This window comes from Sphingopyxis indica, assembly GCF_032879645.1.
GTDB lineage: Bacteria > Pseudomonadota > Alphaproteobacteria > Sphingomonadales > Sphingomonadaceae > Sphingopyxis > Sphingopyxis indica.
This window is the reverse complement of record NZ_CP076394.1, coordinates 1,826,575-1,846,558: the sequence shown is the minus strand read 5'-3', so window position 1 is coordinate 1,846,558 and position 19,984 is coordinate 1,826,575. Positions and strand designations below refer to the sequence as shown.

The 19,984-nt window shown below is 66.0% G+C and carries 18 protein-coding genes and 1 tRNA gene; 8 read left to right on the top strand and 11 right to left on the bottom strand.

All coding sequences use genetic code 11. From position 1 onward, the window contains the following. Positions 1–278: 278 nt before the first annotated feature. Both KNJ79_RS08685 and KNJ79_RS08680 read right to left on the bottom strand, forming a co-directional pair. A complete protein-coding gene (locus KNJ79_RS08685) occupies positions 279–569 on the bottom strand; it encodes a GIY-YIG nuclease family protein (RefSeq protein WP_089214368.1) in 291 nt (96 codons plus the stop codon). A gap of 114 nt (positions 570–683) precedes the next feature. Next, positions 684–2,195 carry a replicative DNA helicase gene (locus tag KNJ79_RS08680; RefSeq protein WP_317153605.1) on the bottom strand — a complete coding sequence of 504 codons (1,512 nt, stop codon included), beginning with the start codon at positions 2,193–2,195 and terminating at the stop codon, positions 684–686. A 129-nt stretch (positions 2,196–2,324) separates the two neighbouring features. On the opposite strand from KNJ79_RS08680, the gene KNJ79_RS08675 reads away from it, so the two are divergent. The 7 genes from KNJ79_RS08675 to KNJ79_RS08645 all read left to right on the top strand — a co-directional run bounded on the left by KNJ79_RS08675 (position 2,325) and on the right by KNJ79_RS08645 (position 9,050). Next, the gene (locus tag KNJ79_RS08675) at positions 2,325–2,822 is read left to right on the top strand and encodes a UPF0262 family protein (RefSeq protein WP_317153604.1); all 498 of its coding nucleotides are present in this window, start codon (positions 2,325–2,327) and stop codon (positions 2,820–2,822) included. A 32-nt stretch (positions 2,823–2,854) separates the two neighbouring features. Then, positions 2,855–3,586 (top strand): glycoside hydrolase family 25 protein, encoded by a 732-nt coding sequence (locus tag KNJ79_RS08670; RefSeq protein ID WP_317153603.1) that lies wholly within the window; start codon positions 2,855–2,857, stop codon positions 3,584–3,586. Next, on the top strand, positions 3,573–4,028 hold the full coding sequence (locus KNJ79_RS08665; RefSeq protein WP_317153602.1) for a cytidine deaminase: 456 nt from the start codon (positions 3,573–3,575) through the stop codon (positions 4,026–4,028). Before KNJ79_RS08670 ends, KNJ79_RS08665 begins: the two co-directional genes overlap by 14 nt. A gap of 528 nt (positions 4,029–4,556) precedes the next feature. Further along, positions 4,557–5,111: a dCTP deaminase gene (gene dcd, locus KNJ79_RS08660; RefSeq protein WP_089214363.1), complete on the top strand. Its 555-nt coding sequence runs from the start codon at positions 4,557–4,559 to the stop codon at positions 5,109–5,111. Between the two features lie 163 nt (positions 5,112–5,274). After that, positions 5,275–6,996 carry a cellulase family glycosylhydrolase gene (locus KNJ79_RS08655; protein WP_317153601.1) on the top strand — a complete coding sequence of 574 codons (1,722 nt, stop codon included), beginning with the start codon at positions 5,275–5,277 and terminating at the stop codon, positions 6,994–6,996. Positions 6,997–7,069: 73 nt separating this feature from the next. Further along, positions 7,070–8,242 carry a saccharopine dehydrogenase family protein gene (locus KNJ79_RS08650; protein WP_317153600.1) on the top strand — a complete coding sequence of 391 codons (1,173 nt, stop codon included), beginning with the start codon at positions 7,070–7,072 and terminating at the stop codon, positions 8,240–8,242. A gap of 7 nt (positions 8,243–8,249) precedes the next feature. After that, positions 8,250–9,050: an acyl-CoA thioesterase gene (locus KNJ79_RS08645; protein ID WP_317153599.1), complete on the top strand. Its 801-nt coding sequence runs from the start codon at positions 8,250–8,252 to the stop codon at positions 9,048–9,050. Here the strand turns inward: KNJ79_RS08645 and KNJ79_RS08640 are convergent. The 6 genes from KNJ79_RS08640 to KNJ79_RS08615 form a co-directional block, all read right to left on the bottom strand. Next, complete coding sequence (locus KNJ79_RS08640; protein WP_317153598.1) at positions 9,041–10,384, bottom strand: sensor histidine kinase; 1,344 nt, start codon at positions 10,382–10,384, stop codon at positions 9,041–9,043. The genes KNJ79_RS08645 and KNJ79_RS08640 overlap by 10 nt on opposite strands. After that, positions 10,381–11,115, bottom strand: a complete 735-nt coding sequence (locus tag KNJ79_RS08635) for a response regulator (RefSeq protein ID WP_317153597.1) — start codon at positions 11,113–11,115, stop codon at positions 10,381–10,383. The genes KNJ79_RS08640 and KNJ79_RS08635 overlap by 4 nt, the downstream gene beginning before the upstream one ends. A 139-nt stretch (positions 11,116–11,254) precedes the next feature. Beyond that, a complete protein-coding gene (locus KNJ79_RS08630; RefSeq protein WP_317153596.1) occupies positions 11,255–11,866 on the bottom strand; it encodes an EF-hand domain-containing protein in 612 nt (203 codons plus the stop codon). A 171-nt stretch (positions 11,867–12,037) separates the two neighbouring features. After that, positions 12,038–13,246 (bottom strand): hypothetical protein, encoded by a 1,209-nt coding sequence (locus KNJ79_RS08625; protein ID WP_317153595.1) that lies wholly within the window; start codon positions 13,244–13,246, stop codon positions 12,038–12,040. 131 nt (positions 13,247–13,377) lie between these two features. After that, complete coding sequence (locus tag KNJ79_RS08620; RefSeq protein ID WP_317153594.1) at positions 13,378–14,298, bottom strand: HAD family hydrolase; 921 nt, start codon at positions 14,296–14,298, stop codon at positions 13,378–13,380. Between the two features lie 126 nt (positions 14,299–14,424). Beyond that, positions 14,425–14,498: transfer RNA gene (locus KNJ79_RS08615), tRNA-Gly, on the bottom strand. A 169-nt stretch (positions 14,499–14,667) separates the two neighbouring features. On the opposite strand from KNJ79_RS08615, the gene dinB reads away from it, so the two are divergent. After that, complete coding sequence (dinB, locus tag KNJ79_RS08610) at positions 14,668–15,720, top strand: DNA polymerase IV (RefSeq protein WP_317153889.1); 1,053 nt, start codon at positions 14,668–14,670, stop codon at positions 15,718–15,720. A 241-nt stretch (positions 15,721–15,961) separates the two neighbouring features. Here the strand turns inward: dinB and KNJ79_RS08605 are convergent, their stop codons facing one another. Genes KNJ79_RS08605 through KNJ79_RS08595 form a run of 3 tightly spaced genes read right to left on the bottom strand, consistent with a single transcriptional unit; the run spans position 15,962 to position 19,955 of the window. Further along, the gene (locus KNJ79_RS08605; protein WP_317153593.1) at positions 15,962–17,560 is read right to left on the bottom strand and encodes a peptide chain release factor 3; all 1,599 of its coding nucleotides are present in this window, start codon (positions 17,558–17,560) and stop codon (positions 15,962–15,964) included. Between the two features lie 52 nt (positions 17,561–17,612). Beyond that, positions 17,613–18,296 carry a Crp/Fnr family transcriptional regulator gene (locus KNJ79_RS08600; RefSeq protein ID WP_089214356.1) on the bottom strand — a complete coding sequence of 228 codons (684 nt, stop codon included), beginning with the start codon at positions 18,294–18,296 and terminating at the stop codon, positions 17,613–17,615. A 24-nt stretch (positions 18,297–18,320) separates the two neighbouring features. Continuing rightward, a complete protein-coding gene (locus KNJ79_RS08595; RefSeq protein ID WP_089214355.1) occupies positions 18,321–19,955 on the bottom strand; it encodes a CTP synthase in 1,635 nt (544 codons plus the stop codon). Positions 19,956–19,984: the final 29 nt, after the last annotated feature.

The following is a 19,984-nucleotide window of genomic DNA, read 5'->3' as shown; positions in this document are numbered from 1 at the left end:
GGCCTGAATAGAAAAGGAAGACGTCGCCCCAGCGAAAGCTGGGGCCGCTATCGTTCTGACAGGACGCGGGCGATCCCAGCTTGCGCTGGGATGACGATTGGGACGGCTCGGATAATGATTAGAGCATCGTGCCGGAAATCTGCACCGTTTCCCCGAGCGAAGACGAGGGGCTGTGCCGAGCGAAGTCGAGGCTGCGACGCTGCGGTTCTCGCTCCGCTCGAACGAGCCCCTCGTCTTCGCTCGGGGATGCGGATGATTCAGATTTCGCGCAATTTGCTCTAGAGAATATGCGGGATCAGATCATCCCAGCCGGGATTGCTTGCTTCGATCAATTCGATCTTCCACTGCCGTTTCCAGGCTTTCATCGCCTTTTCGCGGGCAATGGCTTCCTCGATCGTCGGATAGGTTTCGACGAGCACAAGCTTGTCCAATCCATATTTCCGGCAGAAAGCCGAGCCGCTTCCGCTCCGATGCTGGAAAGTGCGCGCTTCAATAATCGCCGTCACGCCGATATAGAGCACGCCGCGCGGCTTGTTGGTCATGATATAGACGTACCCGCCCCGCCGCATCCGAATAGCGTAGCAGACTCTGTTTCGTCATCCCAGCGAAAGCTGGGATCGCTGGCGTTCATTCAGGCCGATAGCGGCCCCAGCTTTCGCTGGGGCGACGGGGCAATAGGGACCTCACTCATAATCCGCATAGGCCTGGCTCTCGTCGGCGAGGTCGCTGAACTTCGTCGTCTTCGCGTCGAAGTGCAGGCGCACCTTGCCGGTCGAGCCGTGACGTGACTTGGCGACGATCAGCTCGGCGAGGCCGAAGACGCGCTCCATTTCCGCCGCCCATTCCTCGTGCGCGGCGTGAATCTTGACGTCGTCGCCCTCGACGGGCCGCTTGGGCTCGCGCGCGGCGACATAATAATCCTCGCGGAACACGAAGAGAACCATATCGGCATCCTGCTCGATCGAGCCCGATTCGCGCAGGTCGGAGAGCTGGGGGCGCTTGTCCTCGCGGCTTTCGACCTGGCGGCTGAGCTGCGACAGCGCCATCACCGGCACATTAAGTTCTTTCGCCAACGTCTTCAAACCACGCGATATTTCGGAAATCTCCTGCACACGATTGTCGCCGCTGCGCGACGACCCCTGCAACAGCTGGAGATAGTCGACGATGATGAAGCCGATGCCGTGGCGGCGCTGGAGCCGGCGTGCGCGGGTGCGCAGGCTCGCGATCGTCAGGCCGGGCGTATCGTCGATGTAGAGCGGCAGCGTCTGGAGCTGCTGCGCGGCGCGCGAGAGCTGCTGGAACTGCTCCTTGCTGATCTTGCCCATGCGCAGTGCCTCGCCCGACACCCCCGATTGCTCGGCGAGCACGCGCGTCGCCAGCTGGTCGGCCGACATTTCGAGGCTGAAGAAGGCGACCTTCGCGCCCATATTCTTTTCGGGCGGGATCCCGTCCTCCTCGTCGCGGCGGAAGCGTTCGGCGGCATTATAGGCGATGTTGGTCGCGAGCGAGGTCTTGCCCATGCCGGGACGGCCGGCGAGGATCATCAGGTCCGAATTGTGCATGCCGCCGATCTTGGCGTTCACGCTGCCGATGCCCGTGGTGATACCCGACAGGTGCCCGCCCGAATTGAGCGCTCGCTCGGCAGCCTGGAGCGCGGTCAGGCTCGCGGTGTTGAAGCTCTTGACCGATCCCATTTCGGCCTCGCCCCCCGCGACGCGGTAGAGCGCCGTTTCGGCCTCCTCGATCTGCGCCTGCGGATCGACGCTCTCGCTCGTGTCGAGCGCGCCTTCGACCATCGTGCGGCCGACATCGACGAGTTCGCGCAGCAGCGCGAGATCGTAAATCTGCCGCGCGAAGTCGCGCGCGCCGATCAGCCCCGCGCCGCTGCCGGTCAGCTGCGCGAGATAGCCGACCCCGCCGACCGCCTTCATCGCCTCGTCGGCCTCGAAATAGGGTTTGAGCGTCACCGGGGTCGCAATGCTGTTGCGTTCGATCAGTGCCATCGTCTGGGCAAAGATGCGCCCGTGCAGCGGCTCGAAGAAATGCGCCGCCGTCAGCTGCACCGGCAGATCCTCGACGACTCGATTGTCGATCAGAATCGCACCCAGAAAGGCGGCCTCGGCTTCGATATTGCGGGGCAATTGGCGGTCGTCCCCGGGGTTGGCCGGGGTGGGCAGGCGAGCGATTTCAGACATGGTCGCGCATCATGCGCCGAGCGCGGCGACGGCGCAACCGCGATCGCGCGGACGGGACCGCCCCTGTGGACAGATCGGGGATAACTCGCCCCCTTGCCCTTCGCGACGCGCCCGGTAGAAGCCGGAACCATGGTCGAAGCCGATCCCTCGAAGCAGCGCATCATTTCGGTCGACCTCGACGAAAGCTCGATCGTCTGGCGCAATCCCGACGTTGAACAGGAACGCCGCGTCGCGATCTTCGACCTGCTCGAGGATAACAAGTTCGTCCCCCAGCGCGGCCACGACGACGGCTATGCCGGACCCTACCGGCTCAAGCTGCGTGTCGAGGACGGCCGGTTGGTCTTTGAAATCGCTCGCGAAGATGGCTCGCCGCTCGAAGCGATCATCCTCGGCCTCGGGCGTTTCCGCCGCCCGATCCGCGACTATTTCGCGATCTGCGACAGCTATTATCAGGCAATCAAAACCTCGACCGCGCAGCAGATCGAAACGGTCGACATGGCGCGGCGCGGGTTGCACAACGAGGCTGCGGAGATGCTGATGGACCGGCTCGACGGCAAGATCGCGGTCGATTTCGACACCGCACGGCGGCTCTTCACGCTGATCTGCGTTTTGCATATCAAGAGCTGACGATGGCGATGGGGGCGACATTGTCGAGGCGCATGGGAGCGGGGGCGGATTGGCGCGGCAGGGTCGCGCGCTGGCTCCGCCGCCTCGCCGCGCTGGCCGCGCTCCTCCTCCTCGCGGTGGGCCTCGCGCTCTGGTGGGCAGCGCGCTGGACGCCGCCGCGCACCAAATTTCCGCTGCAAGGGGTGACGATCGACGCGGGCAATGGCGCGGTGCATTGGGGGTCGATCAAGGCCGCTGGCGCCGATTTCGCCTATATTTTTGCGACCGACGGCGCGGACGGCGTCGATGCAGGCTATGCGCGCAACATGGCCGCCGCGCGCGAGGCGGGGATGCGCATCGGGCCAATCCACCGCTATAGCCTGTGCCAGCTCGCGACCGACCAGGCGGCGAATTTCATCCGCCACGTGCCGCGGCGCGCCGACGCGCTGCCCCCCGTCGTCTGGCTCGACTATGACGATCGCTGCCCCGACCGCCCGACGCGCGCGCTGCTGCTCAGCGAGCTTGCGACCTTCCTCGCGCAGATCGAGGCGCATATGGGCAAGCGCAGCCTGATCGCGCCCGGCCCCAATTTCGAGACCGATTACAAGGTGACGCGCGGCATCGCGCGCACGACCTGGCTGCGCCGCGACTTTTTCCCGCCCGACTATGGTGCCCACCCCTGGGCGATGTGGCAGGCGAACGACTATATGCGATTGCCCGGCGCTGAAGGCACCGTCGGCTGGAACGTCGTCCGCCCCGAAGGAATGAGCGATGAACAGGAATGACGAGCGCGACGCGCTGATCGAGGCCGCGCGCGACGCGGCGAAGCGCGCCTATGCGCCCTATTCGGGCTATCACGTCGGCGCGGCGCTGCTGCTGAAAAATGGCGACGTCGTGACCGGCGCCAATGTCGAGAATGCGAGCTATGGCCTGACGCTGTGCGCCGAGACGGCGGCGGTGGCGAAAATCGCCAACGAAGGCTGGATCGGCGAACTCGCCGCGGTCGCGATCGTCGGCGGGCGCCCCGATGGCGACGCCTTGCTCGGCGCCGATCCGGTCCACCCGTGCGGCCGCTGCCGCCAGATATTGAACGAAGCCGCCCAGCGGTCACAGACCGATATTCTGGTTCATTGCGCGTCGGGCGACGGCAGCGCGGTGCAGAGCTATCGGTTGAGTGAACTCTTGCCGGCAGCTTTCGGACCGAAGGATCTGGGTCTGATCGACTGAGGCGGCCCATATCCTTCCTTGCCATGCTGAACTCGTTTGGCCCCGACTCCAGCATCCATGGCCCGGCGCTATCCAGCCAGGATGGCACCAGTTGCTTTTCGCGCAAAGACGCAAAGCCACGAAGAAGAAGGCTTGGGCCGACAGGTGCATTTCCCCGTCAACGGTGCGGACGGCCACAGGATTGCAAGGGAAAGCCGCTTCGCGGCCGGCGCGACGTCTTCGTGGCTTTGCGTCTTTGCGCGAAACAAAAAGGCGCGGCACCGAAGGACAGGCAAGGCCTTGGTCCCCGAAGCAACTTGGCGATTATTCCCTGGATATTCGTAGGCCCCCTCACTCCGTCATTGCGAGCGAAGCGAAGCAATCCAGAGTAGCGTAAACCGCTCTGGATTGCTTCGCTTCGCTCGCAATGACGAGATCAGCGATGCGAGCGGGGCAATCGCCAAGCAACTTCAGGGTGACGATCCATGGAAAGGCTCGCCCTTCCATAGACCGCTTGCGCATCGCGCCGCGCGCCGACAAGAGACATGCATGGCCATTCTTTCCGACCGCTGGATTCGCGAAGCCGCCCAGACGCAGGGCATGATCGAACCGTTCGTCGAGGCGCAGCGCCGCGACGGCTGCATCAGCTACGGCCTCTCCTCCTACGGCTATGACGCGCGCGTTGCCGACGAGTTCAAGATCTTCACCAATGTCGACAGCGCGGTCGTCGATCCCAAGGATTTCGCTTCGAACAGCTTCGTCGACCGCAAGACCGACTGCTGCATCATCCCGCCGAACAGCTTCGCGCTGGCGCGCACTGTCGAATATTTCCGCATCCCGCGCGACGTCCTCGTCATCTGCCTCGGCAAGTCGACCTATGCGCGCTGCGGCATCATCGTGAACGTCACCCCGCTCGAGCCCGGCTGGGAAGGCCATGTGACGCTCGAATTTTCGAACACCACCCCCCTGCCCGCCAAAATCTACGCCAACGAAGGCGCGTGTCAGTTCCTCTTCCTGCAGGGCAACGAGCCGTGCGAGACGAGCTACGCCGATCGCGCGGGCAAATATATGGGGCAGAAGGGCGTGACGCTGCCGAAGCTGTAGCGGTGCCACCAATCATCGTCATTGCGAGCGAAGCGAAGCAATCCAGAGTTGCGTAAACCGCGCTGGATTGCCGCGTCGCCTTCGGCTCCTCGCAATGACGGATTGCTTGTCTCGGCACGAAAGTTTGATAACGTTCCCATAAATCAGGACGGGGGACGAGGATGTGAAACTTCGCGCGATCGTGCTGGCGCTGACGGCGCTGCTTTCCACCACTGCCGCCCGCGCCGATGGCTTCCTCCGCGCCGAGGGCACGCAAATCGTCGACGGCAGCGGCGAGGCCGTGATCCTGCGCGGCATGGGGCTCGGCGGCTGGATGCTGCAGGAAGGCTATATGCTGCGGCTCGGCGAGATCGGGCAGCAGCACCGCATCCGCGCAAAGCTCGTCGAGCTGGTCGGCGAGGAGCGCACCGCGACCTTCTATCGCGCGTGGCTCGACAATCACACGACCGAGGCGGACATCGCGGCGATGGCGGCGTGGGGCTTCAATTCGGTGCGGCTGCCGGTCCATTTCAACCAGCTCACCCTGCCCGTTGACGCCGAGCCGCGCGCCGGCGAGGACACATGGCTCGAAGAGGGCTTCGAGCGCATCGACCGCCTGCTCGCATGGAGCAAGGCGCACCATATCTATCTGATCCTCGACCTCCACGCCGCGCCGGGCGGACAGGGCAACGACCTTGCCATTTCCGACCGCGATCCCGCAAAGCCCTCGCTGTGGGAGAGCGAGGAAAACCAGCGCAAGACCGTCGCGCTGTGGGCGAAGCTCGCCGCGCGCTACAAGGACGAGCCGTGGATCGGCGGTTACGACCTGATCAACGAGCCGAACTGGAGCTTCGCAACCCCCGGCAAGGGTAATGGCTGCAACGAAACCGAAAACAAGCCGGTCTGGGCGCTCCAGCGGCGCATCACCGCGGCGATTCGCGCGGTCGACGCCAACCATATGCTGATCGTCGAGGGCAATTGCTGGGGCAATAATTACAAGGGGCTGCCGCCCGCGTGGGACGCCAATATGGCGCTGAGCTTCCACAAATATTGGAACCGCAACGACGCCGCGAGCATCGCCGGCATCGTCGCGCTGCGCGAAAGCTATGGCCGCCCGATCTGGCTCGGCGAATCGGGCGAGAACGGCAATGTCTGGTTCCGCGACGCGATCGCGCTCGTCGAAGGTCAAGGCATCGGCTGGGCCTTCTGGCCGCTCAAGAAAATCGGCTTCAACCAGCCGCTCGAAATCGACCCCGGCGCGGGCTGGGCCGCCATCGTCGCATGGATGACCGGCAAGGGACCGAAACCCGGCGCCGACGCCGCCTTTGCCGCGATGATGCAGCTCGCCGAAAACAGCCGCTTCGACAGGAATATCCCGCACCCCGACGTGATCGACGCGATGATGCGCCAGCCGCACGATGAAAGCGCGCGCGCCTTTGCGCCGCACCGGCTGACCGACGGCCCGCTCGTTGTCCGCGCCGCCGATTACGACCTCGGCCCCGCGGGCGTCGCCTATGCCGACACGGTCGACGCCAATTATCATGTCGCGACCGGCGGCGAGCGGACGCCGTGGAACAACGGCGCCACCTATCGCAACGACGGCGTCGACATCGCGCGCGCGGCGGACGGTGCGCCCCATGTCACCGATTTCGTCACCGGCGAATGGATGCGCTACAGCATCGACGCGGCGAAGGGCGGACGCATTGCCGTGACCATCCGCGCACGTTCGGCAAGGGGCGGGAGATTGGCGCTCGGCGAGCGCGAGGTCGCGCTGGCGGGCGGGGATAGGTGGCAAGAGCTGACCGTCCCCGACGTCGCGCTGGCGGGCGGCTCGGCGCCGCTCGTGCTGCGCGCGGTCGATTGCCGCGATTGCCAGGTCGAAAGCCTGACCCTCGTTCCGCGCTGACGCGCTATCGGCTTGGCAACCCACCCGCGCTGCGCTAGCCTTCGGTTGACGTTTACGTAAATGGGAGGATGCAATGGCGCAGGCCCGCGAATATGACATCATCGTCTATGGTGCGACCGGCTTCACCGGGCGCCTCGTCGCCGAATATCTGGCGCAGCACTATGCCGGACGTGCCGATGCGCCGAAATGGGCGATGGCGGGGCGCAGCCTCGACAAGCTTTCCGAGGTCCGCGACCTGATCGGCGCGCCGGCCGACACGCCGCTCGTCGTCGCCGATGCGAGCGATCCGGCGAGCCTCGACATGATGGCGCACCGCACGCGCGTGGTGCTGACCACCGTCGGCCCCTATCAGCTCTACGGCGGCGCGCTCGTCGAGGCCTGTGCGAAGGCCGGCACCGCTTATGCCGATCTGTGCGGCGAGCCCGGCTGGATGCGCGAAATGATCGACGCGCATCAGGACCAGGCGAAGGCGTCGGGCGCACGCATCACCTTTTCCTGCGGCTTCGATTCGATTCCCTTCGACCTCGGTGTGCTGTTCCTGCAGGCCGAGGCGGTCAAGCGCCACGGCAAGCCTGCACCGCGCGTCAAGGGCCGCGTCCGCAAGATGCAGGGCGGTGCGTCGGGCGGCACGATCGCCAGCCTCACCGAAACGCTGAAGGCCGTCGCCAAGAATCCGTCGCTCGCGCTGCTGCTCAAATCCTCCTTCGCGCTGACCCCCGGCTTCGAAGGCCCGCATCAGCCGACCGGGCTGATCCCCGAATATGACCATGCGACGGGCACCTGGACCGCGCCCTTCGTGATGGCGCCCATCAACACCAAGAATGTCCACCGCACCAACTATCTGCTCGGCCACCCGTGGGGCGAGGATCTGGTCTATGACGAAATGGTGATGACGACGATCGGCGACGCCGGAAAGGCGATGGCCGAAGCGATGGCAAAGGCGAACCCGTTCGGCGAATCGAAGCTCAAGCCCGGCGAAGGGCCGAGCAAGGAAGAGCGCGAGCAAGGCTTTTACGACATCCTCTTCATCGGCGAATATCCCGACGGAACGACGATCCGCGCCAGTGTGCAGGGCGACCGCGACCCCGGCTATGGCTCGACGTCGAAGATGCTCGCCGAGACCGGGATGGCGCTGCTCGGCAACGAGGGCGTCGGCGGCATCTGGACGCCGGGCGCGCTGCTCGGGCAGGCGCTCATTGACCGGCTGACCGAACATGCCGGACTGACTTTCCAGATCGAGGACTAACAACGGGATGACCACCTCTCCCAGCGCGCTCGACGCGCTGCTCGCGACGCTGCGCACCGAAGACGGCCAGGCGAGCGCCCATATCGACGAAGGCTGGATGCAGGGCCGCACTGCCTATGGCGGGATCAGCTCGGCGGTCGCGCTCGCGGCGACGATGGCGCTGCATCCGACCGAAACCCCGCTGCGCTATGCCCAGATCAGCTTCGTCGGCCCGGTGGGCGGCGACTGCTCGGTTGACACGCGCGTGCTGCGCCAGTCGAAATCGAGCCTGTTCGTCGATGCGGGCGTATCGAGCGACATGGGCTTCGGCACCGCGGCGCTCTTTGCCTTTTCGCCCGACCGGCAGAGCCATCTCGACCACAACCGCCTGACCATGCCCGATGCCCCCGATCCCGGCACGCTGAAGCCGGTGCCCGAGCATAAGGTGCGGCCGAGCTTCACACGCCATTTCGACATGCGCCCGACCAGCGGGCCGCGCTTCGACTGGAAGAGCGAGGTCGGCGAATATCTGACCTGGGTGCGCTTCGTCGAAGAACCCGCCTGTCATCCGATGGTCGCGCTGCTCGCGATGGGTGACGCGCTGCCCCCGGCTGCGATGGCGCTGTTCACCGAATTCGGGCCGATCAGCTCGATGAACTGGACGGTGAACATGCTGACGGGAACGCCCACCACCGACGACGGCTGGTGGCTGCTGTCGGCGAAGACCGGCTATGCGCGCGGCGGCTTTTCGGTGCAGGACATGATGATCTGGAACCGCGCCGGCGAACCGGTGATGAGCGGCAGCCAGGGGATCGCGATCTACGCGTGACGCGGCAGCGCGACCGCCGCATCTAGCCCGCCGCCGGGCCGGTTGGACAACATGAGGCTGCCGCCCTCCCCCTCCGCAATTTCGCGCGCGATCGACAGGCCCAGCCCAGCGCCGCCGGTCGCGCGATTGCGCGATTCCTCACCGCGCGCAAAGGGTTCGACCAGCGCCGCGATCTGCGCCTCGCTGAGCCCCGGCCCGTCATCGGATACGACGATCCGCACCGCATCGGCGTCGCGCATGACCGCGAGCCGCGCGCGCGCGCCATAGGCGACGGCATTGTCGATCAGATTGCGCAGCGCGCGCCGCAACAGCATCGGACGCGCCATCACCACGGCATCGGCAGCCTCGGCAACGCCGACGTCCTTGCCGCGTTCCCGATAATCGGCGGCGAGATCGCCGACGAGCGCGCGCAGCGCCACCGGCTCGGCCGCTTCGGTTCCCGACCCCGCGCGCGCCAGCGCCAATATATCGGTCAGCATCGCGGTCATTTCCTCGATCGACGCGATCATCTTGTCGCGCAGCCGGTCGTCCTCGACCTGCTCGACGCGGACGCGCAGGCTCGCGAGCGGGGTCCGGAGGTCGTGACCGACCGCGCCGAGCATCCGGTCCTTGTCGGCGAGCATTGCCGCGATCCGCCCGCGATAGGCGTTGAACGCGGCGATCAGGTCGCGCACATCCGACGGCCCCTCTTCCTCGAGCGGCGGCGTGTCGCGCAGCGCGGGGCTGGCGCGGGCGGCACGCGCGAGATCGCGCAAGGGCCGCGCCGCGCGCCAGGCAATGAACAGGATCGGGACGAGCAGCAGCAGATAAAGCGTCAGCGTCTGCCAGATCAGGAAGCGCGGCAGCCGGTCGCCGCCCACCGGCAGGCGGCTGCGCACCGCATAATAACGGCCACCGACCTTCGCGACGACGACGACCGTCTGCCCGGGAAAGCCCGGCCGTTGCAACCGCCCGCGCGGGGGCAAGGCCCACGCCTCGATCGCATCGGCGTGCACATCGGCTTCGGCCATCAAGCCGGCGACATAGTCGGCAAGGTCCGCCCGCGGCACCGCGGCGGGCGGCAGGCGCGGCGGCATCGTCGAGATGCGCAGCTTCTGAATCCGCTCGCGCGGGCCGCGATGGTCGTGTTCGTCGGCCTCGTGCTCGCCGCGCCGGTCGCGCTCGATCGCATCGACGATGCGCGCGACCGCCATGCCCCCGCCATGCGCGAGTATCTGCTGATTCTGTCCGCGCACAAGCAGGGCGAAATTGATCGCTTGCGCGACGAACAGCGTGACCGCGACGGCGAAGATCAACTGGCCGACCAGACTGCGCGGCCACAGGCGCAGCTTCATGACGCCGGTCCCAGCCGCCGGACCTCGCACGCCAGCGTGTAGCCGCCGCCCCACACGGTCTTCACATAATGCGGATGCGCGGGATCGTCCTCGATCTTCTTGCGCAGGCGGCTCACCAGATTGTCGATCGCGCGATCGAAGATGTCGGCCTCGCGCCCGCGCACCATGTCGAGCAGCCGGTCGCGGCTCATCACCTGCCGCGGATGGCGCACGAGCGCGTGGAGCAGATGATATTCACCCGATGAGAGTGCGACCTCATGGCCCTCTGCATCGACGAGCACGCGCTCGACCTCGCGCAGCACCCACGGCCCGAAGGCATAGCTGGTGCCGCCATTGTCGATCGCGCGCCCGTTCGCCTGCGTCCGACGCAGCACGGTGCGGATGCGCGCGACGAGTTCGCGCGGATTGAAGGGTTTGACGACATAATCGTCGGCGCCGATCTCCAGCCCGATGATCCGCTCGGTATCCTCGGCCCGCGCGGTCAGCAGGATCACGGGGACATTGCTCGTCTCGCGCAGATGGCGCGTCAGCGACAGCCCGTCCTCGCCCGGCATCATGATGTCGCTGACGACAAGGTCGATGCTTTTCGCGCGCAGCACCGAACGCGCCTCGGCGGCGCTCGCGGCATCGCTCACCGCAAAGCCCTGGCTTTCGAGATATTCGGACAGCGGCTCGCGGATCGACGGTTCATCGTCGATCAGCAGGATGCGGGGCGTGTCGCTGTCGGTCATCGTCGATCGTCTGCCTCAAACGGTGGTTCGCCCACCGGCCGGGGGCCGATGGGCGAGACCGTGCTGACAGGCCGCGGCGGCAAAGGCAATGCCAGGGAGGAGGGGGAGAAGCCTGCCCGTGCCGCCGCCTGCCTGCCGATCAGTTGGCGTCGGGCGCTGCGGCGCGCTTCGCCTTCCACTGGGCGCGCATCGCGTCGCGCGCCGCCCGGCGTTCCTCGGCGGTCACCTGACCATCCTTGTTCGTGTCCGCGGCGTCGAACCGCGCGAGCGCCGCGGTCTGGAACTCGGCCTGACTGATCGCCTTGTCGCCGTCGGTATCGGCCTTCATCATCATGTCACGGCCACCGCTCATCCCGTGATGTCCGCCGCGCATGCCATGATGGCCGCGCATGCCGCGTTCGCCGTCGGCGGCCGCCATGCGCTTGCCGCGCCAGCCGTCGCGCTTCGCCTCGCGGTCGGCGGCCCGCTGGTCCCATTCGGCCTTGCTGATGCTGCCGTCCTTGTCGGCGTCGAGCCGCTCGAACATCTTCGCATGCATTTCGGCACGCTTGGCCTCGCGGTCGCTCTGGTCGAGCTTGCCGTCGCCATTGGCGTCCATCCTTGCGAACTTCTCGGTTGCATGCGCCTGTGCCTCGGCGCGGGTCAGCACGCCGTTGCCGTCGGCATCGCCCATCTTGCCGTCCTGGGCGGCGAGCACAGGCACGGCGATCAACGCGGCGCCCAGGGTCAGAAAGCTGATCTTCTTTTTCACGTCACGAACTCCTTGTCGCGAGACTCCCGAAATCCATATCGGGGTTCCGATGAAGGCGTTCTAGGGGGCGTTTGTCCCACGCCCTTGCCGCGCTGGCGAAAATTTGTCGCAAATTGTCGCAAAAGAAGCTCGCCGTTCATGCCGGCGAAAGCGTCTTGCGAAGGTTCCGCGTCAGAAGAGCAGCCCCTTGAGTTCGCCGAGGACGACGCCGAGCGGCAGCGACAGGAACATCGCGGGGACGAAGGGCAGCAAAGCCGCGCCGAGCAGCATCAGCACGCTGCGCAAATCGACGGGCAGGAAGCGCATCGCATAGACGTTCGACACGGTGCCATAGAGATCGGCGGCGGCCGAGAAATCGGGTTCGCCGAGGATGTCGGCACCGGTCTTGCGGGCGGGCGCGAACCATCGGTTCTCGAACTGGCGTCCGAGTTCGCACGCGAGCGCCCCATAGGCCATCGTGCCATTGCGCCAGCACCGCATCAGCGGCGCGGAAAAGACAGTGAGCGGGCCGATGAACAGCAGCAGCGACAGCGCCACGGTGCCGCCGATCAACAGCCCGTTGGTGTATTGCGTCGTTTCGCCCGCCGCATAGACCTGCGCGAAACGTCCGGCCGAGACCGCGCCGAGCGCCATGGCGAGCACCGCAAAAGCCCGCACCGACTGGGTCAGAAAGCCGAGCCCCGCCGCCTGATCGGGATGCGCCGCGTTCAGCCGCAGGTCGAGCCCGGCAACGATCCGCAGGAAGTGCGTCCAGAGCGCGATGCGCCAGATCCAGCCGAGGAACAGCACGACGAGCAGCGGCATCGCGACGAGCAGGTTCCACCAGCCGGCGAGCGACAGCCCCGCGCCGCCCGCGCCGCGCTGCCACGCCGACTGCATGAACAACGATGCGTCGCCCAGATAGAGCGCGCCCACGGCGGCATAGGCGATCAGGACCGTCGCACCTTCGGCCCAGAGCGAATCGATCCGCGCGCGGATCGCCGCGAGTGCCGAGACGAACCGCGTCTCCGCCTCCTCGTCGAGCAGGCCCGAATGCAGGAAGTGGACCGCGATCAGTCCCAGCCGGCTCGCGCAGACCGAATATCCCAGTACCAGCAGCGGCGCGGCGATCGCCAGCCGGGCGTGCGCCCCGAAATCATGTGCGAAGCTCTCCGCAGCCGTCCGCACGCCCGGGGCAAGCATGGTCAACAGGGCGAGCGGGACCCATCCCAGCATCAGCACGAGCAACAGCCTGCTGCCGCCGGTGCGGCATATCGGCACCGGCAAAGCAGCGAGCGCCGTCAGGCGCCGGGGCGGACCGCCTGCGAAAAGCCCGTGATAGTCGGCCAAGGCCGACCATCGGTCGGGATCGGGCGTGCCGGCGGGCTGCGTATCGCTCATGAGCACCGGCTTACGCTCCGCCGGGCGAGCGGCAATCGGGCCTAATGCTGAGATGCCCTGCGCAGATGGCGATGATCGCGGGCGGGAAATTGCCGAGGCCAGATGGATCGCGCCATCGACCGGCACGCGCCTTACCCGGCAAACACGCGATCCCAGTCGCCCTTCATGCTCACGAGCGTGATTCCATAGTCGCCCGCCTTCTCCAGCGCTTCCGACAGCGGGCTTATCACATAATCGCGATCATATTCGAATTCGCGCGTCGCATCGTCGTGGTGGAGCAGCAGCGCAAGGCTCGCCCCTTCCCCCGACAGCGCATAGCGCATCATCGCAAGGTCGCCGTCGGAATTGCCGAAGACGAGGATGGGCCGCCGCCCGATATGGAGCGCGATATTGACGGGCTTGACCTCACGGTCGTCGAAGCTGGCGAGTGCCGCTTCCTTGACGATCACGCCCTTGTCGCCACGCATTTCGAAATGAAGCCGCTCGCTCGACCCGACCACCTGCTCGGGCGGAATGCCGTAAACATTTTCGGCAAAGCCACGGATCAGGTCGATGCCGCCGCCCGACACGATAAAGCATTTGAAGCCGTTCGCACGCAGATAGTCGAGCAGTTCGAGCTGGGGCACATAGACCAGATCGACGAAGCGGCGCCCGAGCTTGGGATTGGTCGCACGGCCCAGCCATTCGCGCGCAATGGCCGCAAACTCGTCGACCGTCGTTCCGCCATGCACCGCCGCGACCACTTCGAGCAGCCCGCGCTTTCCCAATTGCTTGATCGCGGGCAGGTCGCGCTCGACATAAGGTTTGAAGGGCACCCGACCGGCGAGTTCGGGCTCGCGCTTTACGAGCGCATCGAGCCGCTCGCTTGCGAAATAGAATTGCGGCAGAAAGGGCTGCTCGCACCACAGCGTCCCGTCATTGTCGAAGGCCGCGACGCGCTGCGGAGCGGGAACGAAGTCCGCGCCGCCCGGATCGGTCACGCGGGCCACGAAGTCGAGAATCGCCGATTTCACCTTGCCGGCGCGCCACGACGGCAGCGGATCTTTTGCCATGAACAAATGCCTCTTCCCTGCGCCGAGGCACCGGCCACCGGCACCCTTGCAACGAGGATAGCAACGCGCGGCGAGGCGCCCATCGGGGAAATCCCCGACATCGAAGCGCATTTGGAAGAAAGAGCCTGGAGCGGGTAGCGGGAATCGAACCCGCCTAGCTAGCTTGGAAGGCTAGAGCATTACCACTATGCTATACCCGCGTCTCCAAGGCTGGCGGCGATTGCCATTTTGGCGCGCCAGCGTCAAGCGGAACGCGCGGGCGCGATTGAGAACATCGTGGCAACATGCTATTTCGCGCGCGTGACGGACGATGGATCAGGCGATGGAGTCGCGGCGGACGCACCGGTCCGCAAGATCATCCATGTCGATATGGACGCCTTTTACGCATCGGTCGAGCAGCGCGACGACCGCAGCTTGCGCGGTCGTCCGGTCGCGGTCGGGGGCTCGTCGCGGCGCGGCGTCGTTGCCGCGGCCTCCTATGAGGCGCGCAAGTTCGGCGTGCGGTCGGCGATGCCGAGCATTACTGCGAAGCGCCAGTGCCCCGAGCTTATTTTCGTGCCGCCACGTTTCGAGGTCTATCGCGACATCTCGCATCAGATCCGCGCGATCTTCCGCGACTATGCCGACGAGGTCGAGCCGCTCTCGCTCGACGAAGCCTATCTCGACGTCACGCGCGACAAGGCGGCGCTCGGCAGCGCGACCGCGGCGGCGAAGGCGATCCGCCGCCGCATTCTCGCCGAAACCGGCCTCACCGCCTCGGCGGGCGTGTCCTACAACAAGTTCATCGCCAAGCTCGCGTCGGACCAGAACAAGCCCGACGGGCTGACAATCATCCCGCCGGGCAAGGGCGCCGCCTTTGTCCAGACGCTGTCGATCCGCCGCTTCCACGGCATAGGCCCGGTGACCGCGGCGAAGATGGAAGGACTCGGCATCTATTCGGGTGCCGATCTCGCCGCGAAGGACATGGGCTGGCTCGCGGCGCATTTCGGCAACGGCGCCGAATGGCTCCACAATCTCGCGCGCGGGATCGACCATCGGCGGGTCAAGTCGAACCGGCCGCTCAAATCGCTCGGCGGCGAACGGACCTTCTTCAACGACCTCGTCACCGATACCGAAATCCGCGAGGCGCTCGCGCATGTCTGCACCGTCGTTTGGGACCGCGCCGCGAAAAGGCACGCGCGCGGGAGGACGGTGACGCTCAAGCTGCGCTACGCCGATTTCAAGACGATCACGCGCGCGAAATCGGTGCCGTTCGCGATCAAGGACGGCGCGGGCCTGCTTGCGGCCGGCGAAGCGATCCTCGCGCCGCTGCTCCCCGTCGAACAGGGTATCAGGCTGCTGGGGGTGACGCTGAGCAGGTTCGAGGGCGAAGAGGATGAGGGAGAAGCGGCGGAGCGGGCCGATCTGTTGAGTTTGATTTGATTCGCACAAAGCCACGAAGCCACAAAGACTCGCAAAAATCCGTTCGCCCTGAGCTTGTCGAAGCCTGTCCTGAGCGCCTGCCTTGGCAGGCAGTCGAAGGGGGCCGCTCTTTCTTTGACGCCACAAGAAGGACGGTGCTTCGACAAGCTCAGCACGAACGACAAAGAGGGAATCTTTGTGGCTTCGTGGCTTTGTGCGAGTTCCGATCAACCGGCCATCTTGGCGAAAGCCGGGATGGCGATCAATCAACCGCCGCGAACCGCCGCTCCTTGGTCGCGGTGAAGCGAATGGCGGGGTGGCGCTGGGTCACATAGCCGACTTCCCACGCATCCTTCGCCATGAACACCGGCGCGCCATCGCGGTCGGTCGCGGCCGCACCGCGGTGGTCGGCCTGAAACGCCTTCAGCGCCGCCGGATCGTCGCTCGCGATCCAGCGCGCGGTATCCCACGGGCTCGCCTCGAGCTTGGCCTCGACCTTATATTCGGCCTCGAGCCGACTGATGAGCACGTCCAGCTGGAGCTGGCCGACGACACCCACGATCATATTGGCGCCTATTTCGGGATAGAAGACCTGGATGATCCCCTCCTCGGCCATGTCGTCGAGCGCCTTCCTCAGTTGCTTGGTCTTGGTCGGATCGACGAGCGCGACGCGGCGCAGGATTTCGGGCGCGAAGTTCGGCAGGCCGGTGATCGTGACGTCGCTGCGCTCGGACAGCGTGTCGCCGACGCGCAAGGTGCCGTGGTTCGGAATGCCGATGATGTCGCCGGGCCATGCTTCCTCGGCCATCTCACGGTCCTGCGCGAGGAAGAGCATCGGGCGGCTGATCGCGATCGCCTTCCCCGTCCCGCCCTGCGTCAGCCGCATCCCGCGCTCGAACTTGCCCGAGCACAGCCGCATGAAGGCGATGCGGTCGCGGTGCGCGGGGTTCATGTTCGCTTGCACCTTGAAAACGAAGCCGGTCACGGCGGCGTCGTCCGGGTCGACCGGCGCCGGCTCGGCCGGCTGCGGCTGCGGACCCGGCGCGTGCGCCGCGAGCGCGTTCAGCAGATCCTCGACCCCGAATTCCTTGAGCGCCGAGCCGAAATAAACGGGCGTCAGGTCGCCGTTCCGATAGGCCGCGACGTCGAAGGGCGCATAACAGGCCGACGCGAGTTCAGTTTCCTCCTTGAGATGCGCGAGCGCGCCGGGCGACAGCTTCGCGGCGAGCGCCGGATCGTCAAGCCCCGCGACCGGCAGCCGCTCGCCGGCATACATGCGCGACGCATCGGCCTTGTCGGGCAGCATCAGCGCCGGATCGACGAGGTCGTAAATCCCCTCGAACGTCCCGCCCATGCCCGCGGGCCAGTTCATCGGACAGACGTCGAGCGCAAGCCGGTCGGCAACCTCGTCGAGCAGTTCGAACGGCGGCAGGCCTTCGCGGTCGACCTTGTTGACGAAGGTGAGGATCGGCACCGAGCGTAGGCGGCACACCTCGAACAGCTTCAGCGTCTGCGGCTCGATACCCTTCGCGGCGTCGATCACCATCACCGCGCTGTCGACCGCGGTGAGCGTGCGATAGGTATCCTCGCTGAAATCCTCGTGCCCCGGCGTGTCGAGCAGGTTGAAGATCAGCCCGGCGTGCTCGAAGGTCATCACGGAGGATGTGACCGAGATGCCGCGCTGCTGCTCGATCTTCATCCAGTCGGAGCGCGCGCGCCGCGCGGCCCCGCGCGCCTTCACTTCGCCGGCCATATGGATCGCGCCGCCCGCGACGAGCAGTTTCTCGGTCAAGGTCGTCTTGCCCGCGTCGGGGTGAGAGATGATGGCGAAGGTGCGGCGGTCTGGGTGCGTGCTGGACATGGCGCGGGCGCCTAGCAGGTGGCAGACGGCGTGGGAAGGGTCTGCCCCCCCCTCACCCCTCGCTTTCGCTGATATCCTCGAGCATGTCGGGGTCCAGCACACGCACGCGGCCCTGTTCGAGCGCGATCACCCCCGATTCCTCCCACGCGCGCAGCTGGCGATTGATATGTTCGCGGCTCATGCCCGCGAAATTGCCGAGCTCGGTCTGGCTGAGCTCGACGCGCTGCGCGGTTTCGACGTCCTTGCGCAGCAGGCGCTTCAGATAGCGCGCGAGCCGCGGGCCCGAGGCATAGGCGCGGTCGCTTTCGATCGTCTGGTCGGCGGTGCGCAGCCGCCGCGCGAGCTGCCCCATCAGCGACCAGGCGAATTCGGGATGGCTCGCAGCAAAATCGCGCATCGCGTTGCGCCCGAGCTGGAGCGCGCTCCCCGCGCTCGTCGCGATCACCGATGCGGTGCGTTCGCCGCCGTCGAGCAGCGCGATTTCGCCGAGCACCGCGCCCGGCTCGGCATAGGCGAGGACGATCTCGCGTCCGTTCGCGGTCAGCATCGACACGCGCGCGCTGCCTTCGGTCAGGATGAGCAGGCTGTCGCCGGGTTCGCCCTGGACGAGCAATTCCTTGCCGCGCTTGAAGCTGATCTGCACCGCGCGCGCCGCGATGTCGTCCCAATCGGCGGGGCCGAGCCCGGAAAAGATGCTGTCGGGGTCCTGAAGCGCGGCGAGTTTCGCGAAATCCATGTCCCCACAGCCCCTTTTTTCCGGCTAGACCAGCCGGCTCTGCTTCACCGCCGCCTCGACGAACCCCTTGAACAGCGGATGCGGATCGAACGGCTTCGACTTCAGTTCGGGATGGAACTGCACCCCGATGAACCAGGGGTGGTCGGGCCGCTCGACGATTTCGGGCAACATGCCATCGGGCGACAGGCCTGAAAAGGCCAGGCCGCCTTTTTCCAGCCGGTCGCGATAGGCGCCGTTGACCTCGTAGCGGTGCCGGTGACGCTCGCTGATGTCGTTCGCCCCATAGATGCTCGCGACATGGCTGTTCGGCGACAGCTTCGCTTCATAGGCGCCGAGGCGCATCGTACCGCCGAGATCGGTATCGGCGCCGCGCTTTTGCAGTCCCTCGTCGCTCATCCATTCGGTGATCAGGCCGACGACCGGCTCGTCGGTCGGGCCGAATTCGGTGCTCGATGCGTCGGCGATGCCGCTCGTGTTGCGCGCCGCCTCGATGCACGCCATCTGCATGCCGAGGCAGATACCGAGGAAGGGCACGCCGCGTTCGCGCGCGAATTTGACGCTCGCGATCTTGCCTTCGGACCCGCGCTCGCCGAAGCCGCCGGGGACCAGGATGCCGTGCATCGGTTCGAGCTTGGCGACAAGATCCTCCTCGCCCTTTTCGAACATCTCGGCGTCGAGCCAGCGGATGTTGACCTTGACCCGGTTCGCCATGCCGCCGTGAACGAGCGCTTCGTTGAGGCTCTTGTAGGCGTCGGGCAGCGAGACATATTTGCCGACGACGCCGATCGTCACCTCGCCCTCGGGATGCCGCTTGCGGTCCATGATGTCGTACCAGCGCGTCAGGTCGGGATCGGGCGCATCGTGAATGCCGAAGGCGCGCAGCACCTCGCTGTCCAGCCCCTCGCCATGATATTGCACCGGCACCGAATAGATCGAATCGGCGTCGAGCGCCGGGATCACCGCTTCCTTGCGCACATTGCAGAATTGCGCGATTTTCGCGCGCTCGCTGTCGGGCAGCGGCTTTTCGCAGCGGCAGAGCAGGATGTCGGGCTGGACGCCCAGCGAGGCGAGCTCGCGCACGCTGTGCTGCGTCGGCTTGGTCTTCAGCTCGCCCGCGGCGGCGATATAGGGGACCAAAGTGACGTGGACCGAGACCGAATTTTCGCGCCCGATCTCGTTCCTCAGCTGGCGGATCGCCTCGATGAAGGGCAAGGATTCGATGTCGCCGACCGTCCCGCCGATCTCGCACAGCACGAAATCGAGGTCGTCGGTGTCGGCCTGCGCGAATTCCTTGATCGCGTCGGTGACGTGCGGGATCACCTGCACCGTCGCGCCCAGATAGTCGCCGCGGCGTTCCTTGGTGATGATCTGCTGATAGATGCGGCCCGACGTGACATTGTCGCTCTGCCGCGCCGCGACACCGGTGAAGCGCTCGTAATGGCCCAGGTCGAGGTCAGTTTCGGCGCCATCGTCGGTCACATAGACCTCGCCGTGCTGATAGGGCGACATCGTCCCCGGATCGACGTTCAGATAGGGATCGAACTTGCGAATGCGCACGCGAAATCCCCGCGCCTGCAACAGGGCCGCGAGGCTTGCCGCCATCAGACCTTTGCCAAGGGAGGAGACCACGCCGCCGGTGATGAAAATGAACCGCGCCATGGGAGGAAAGACTTACTCAATAGGAGGGT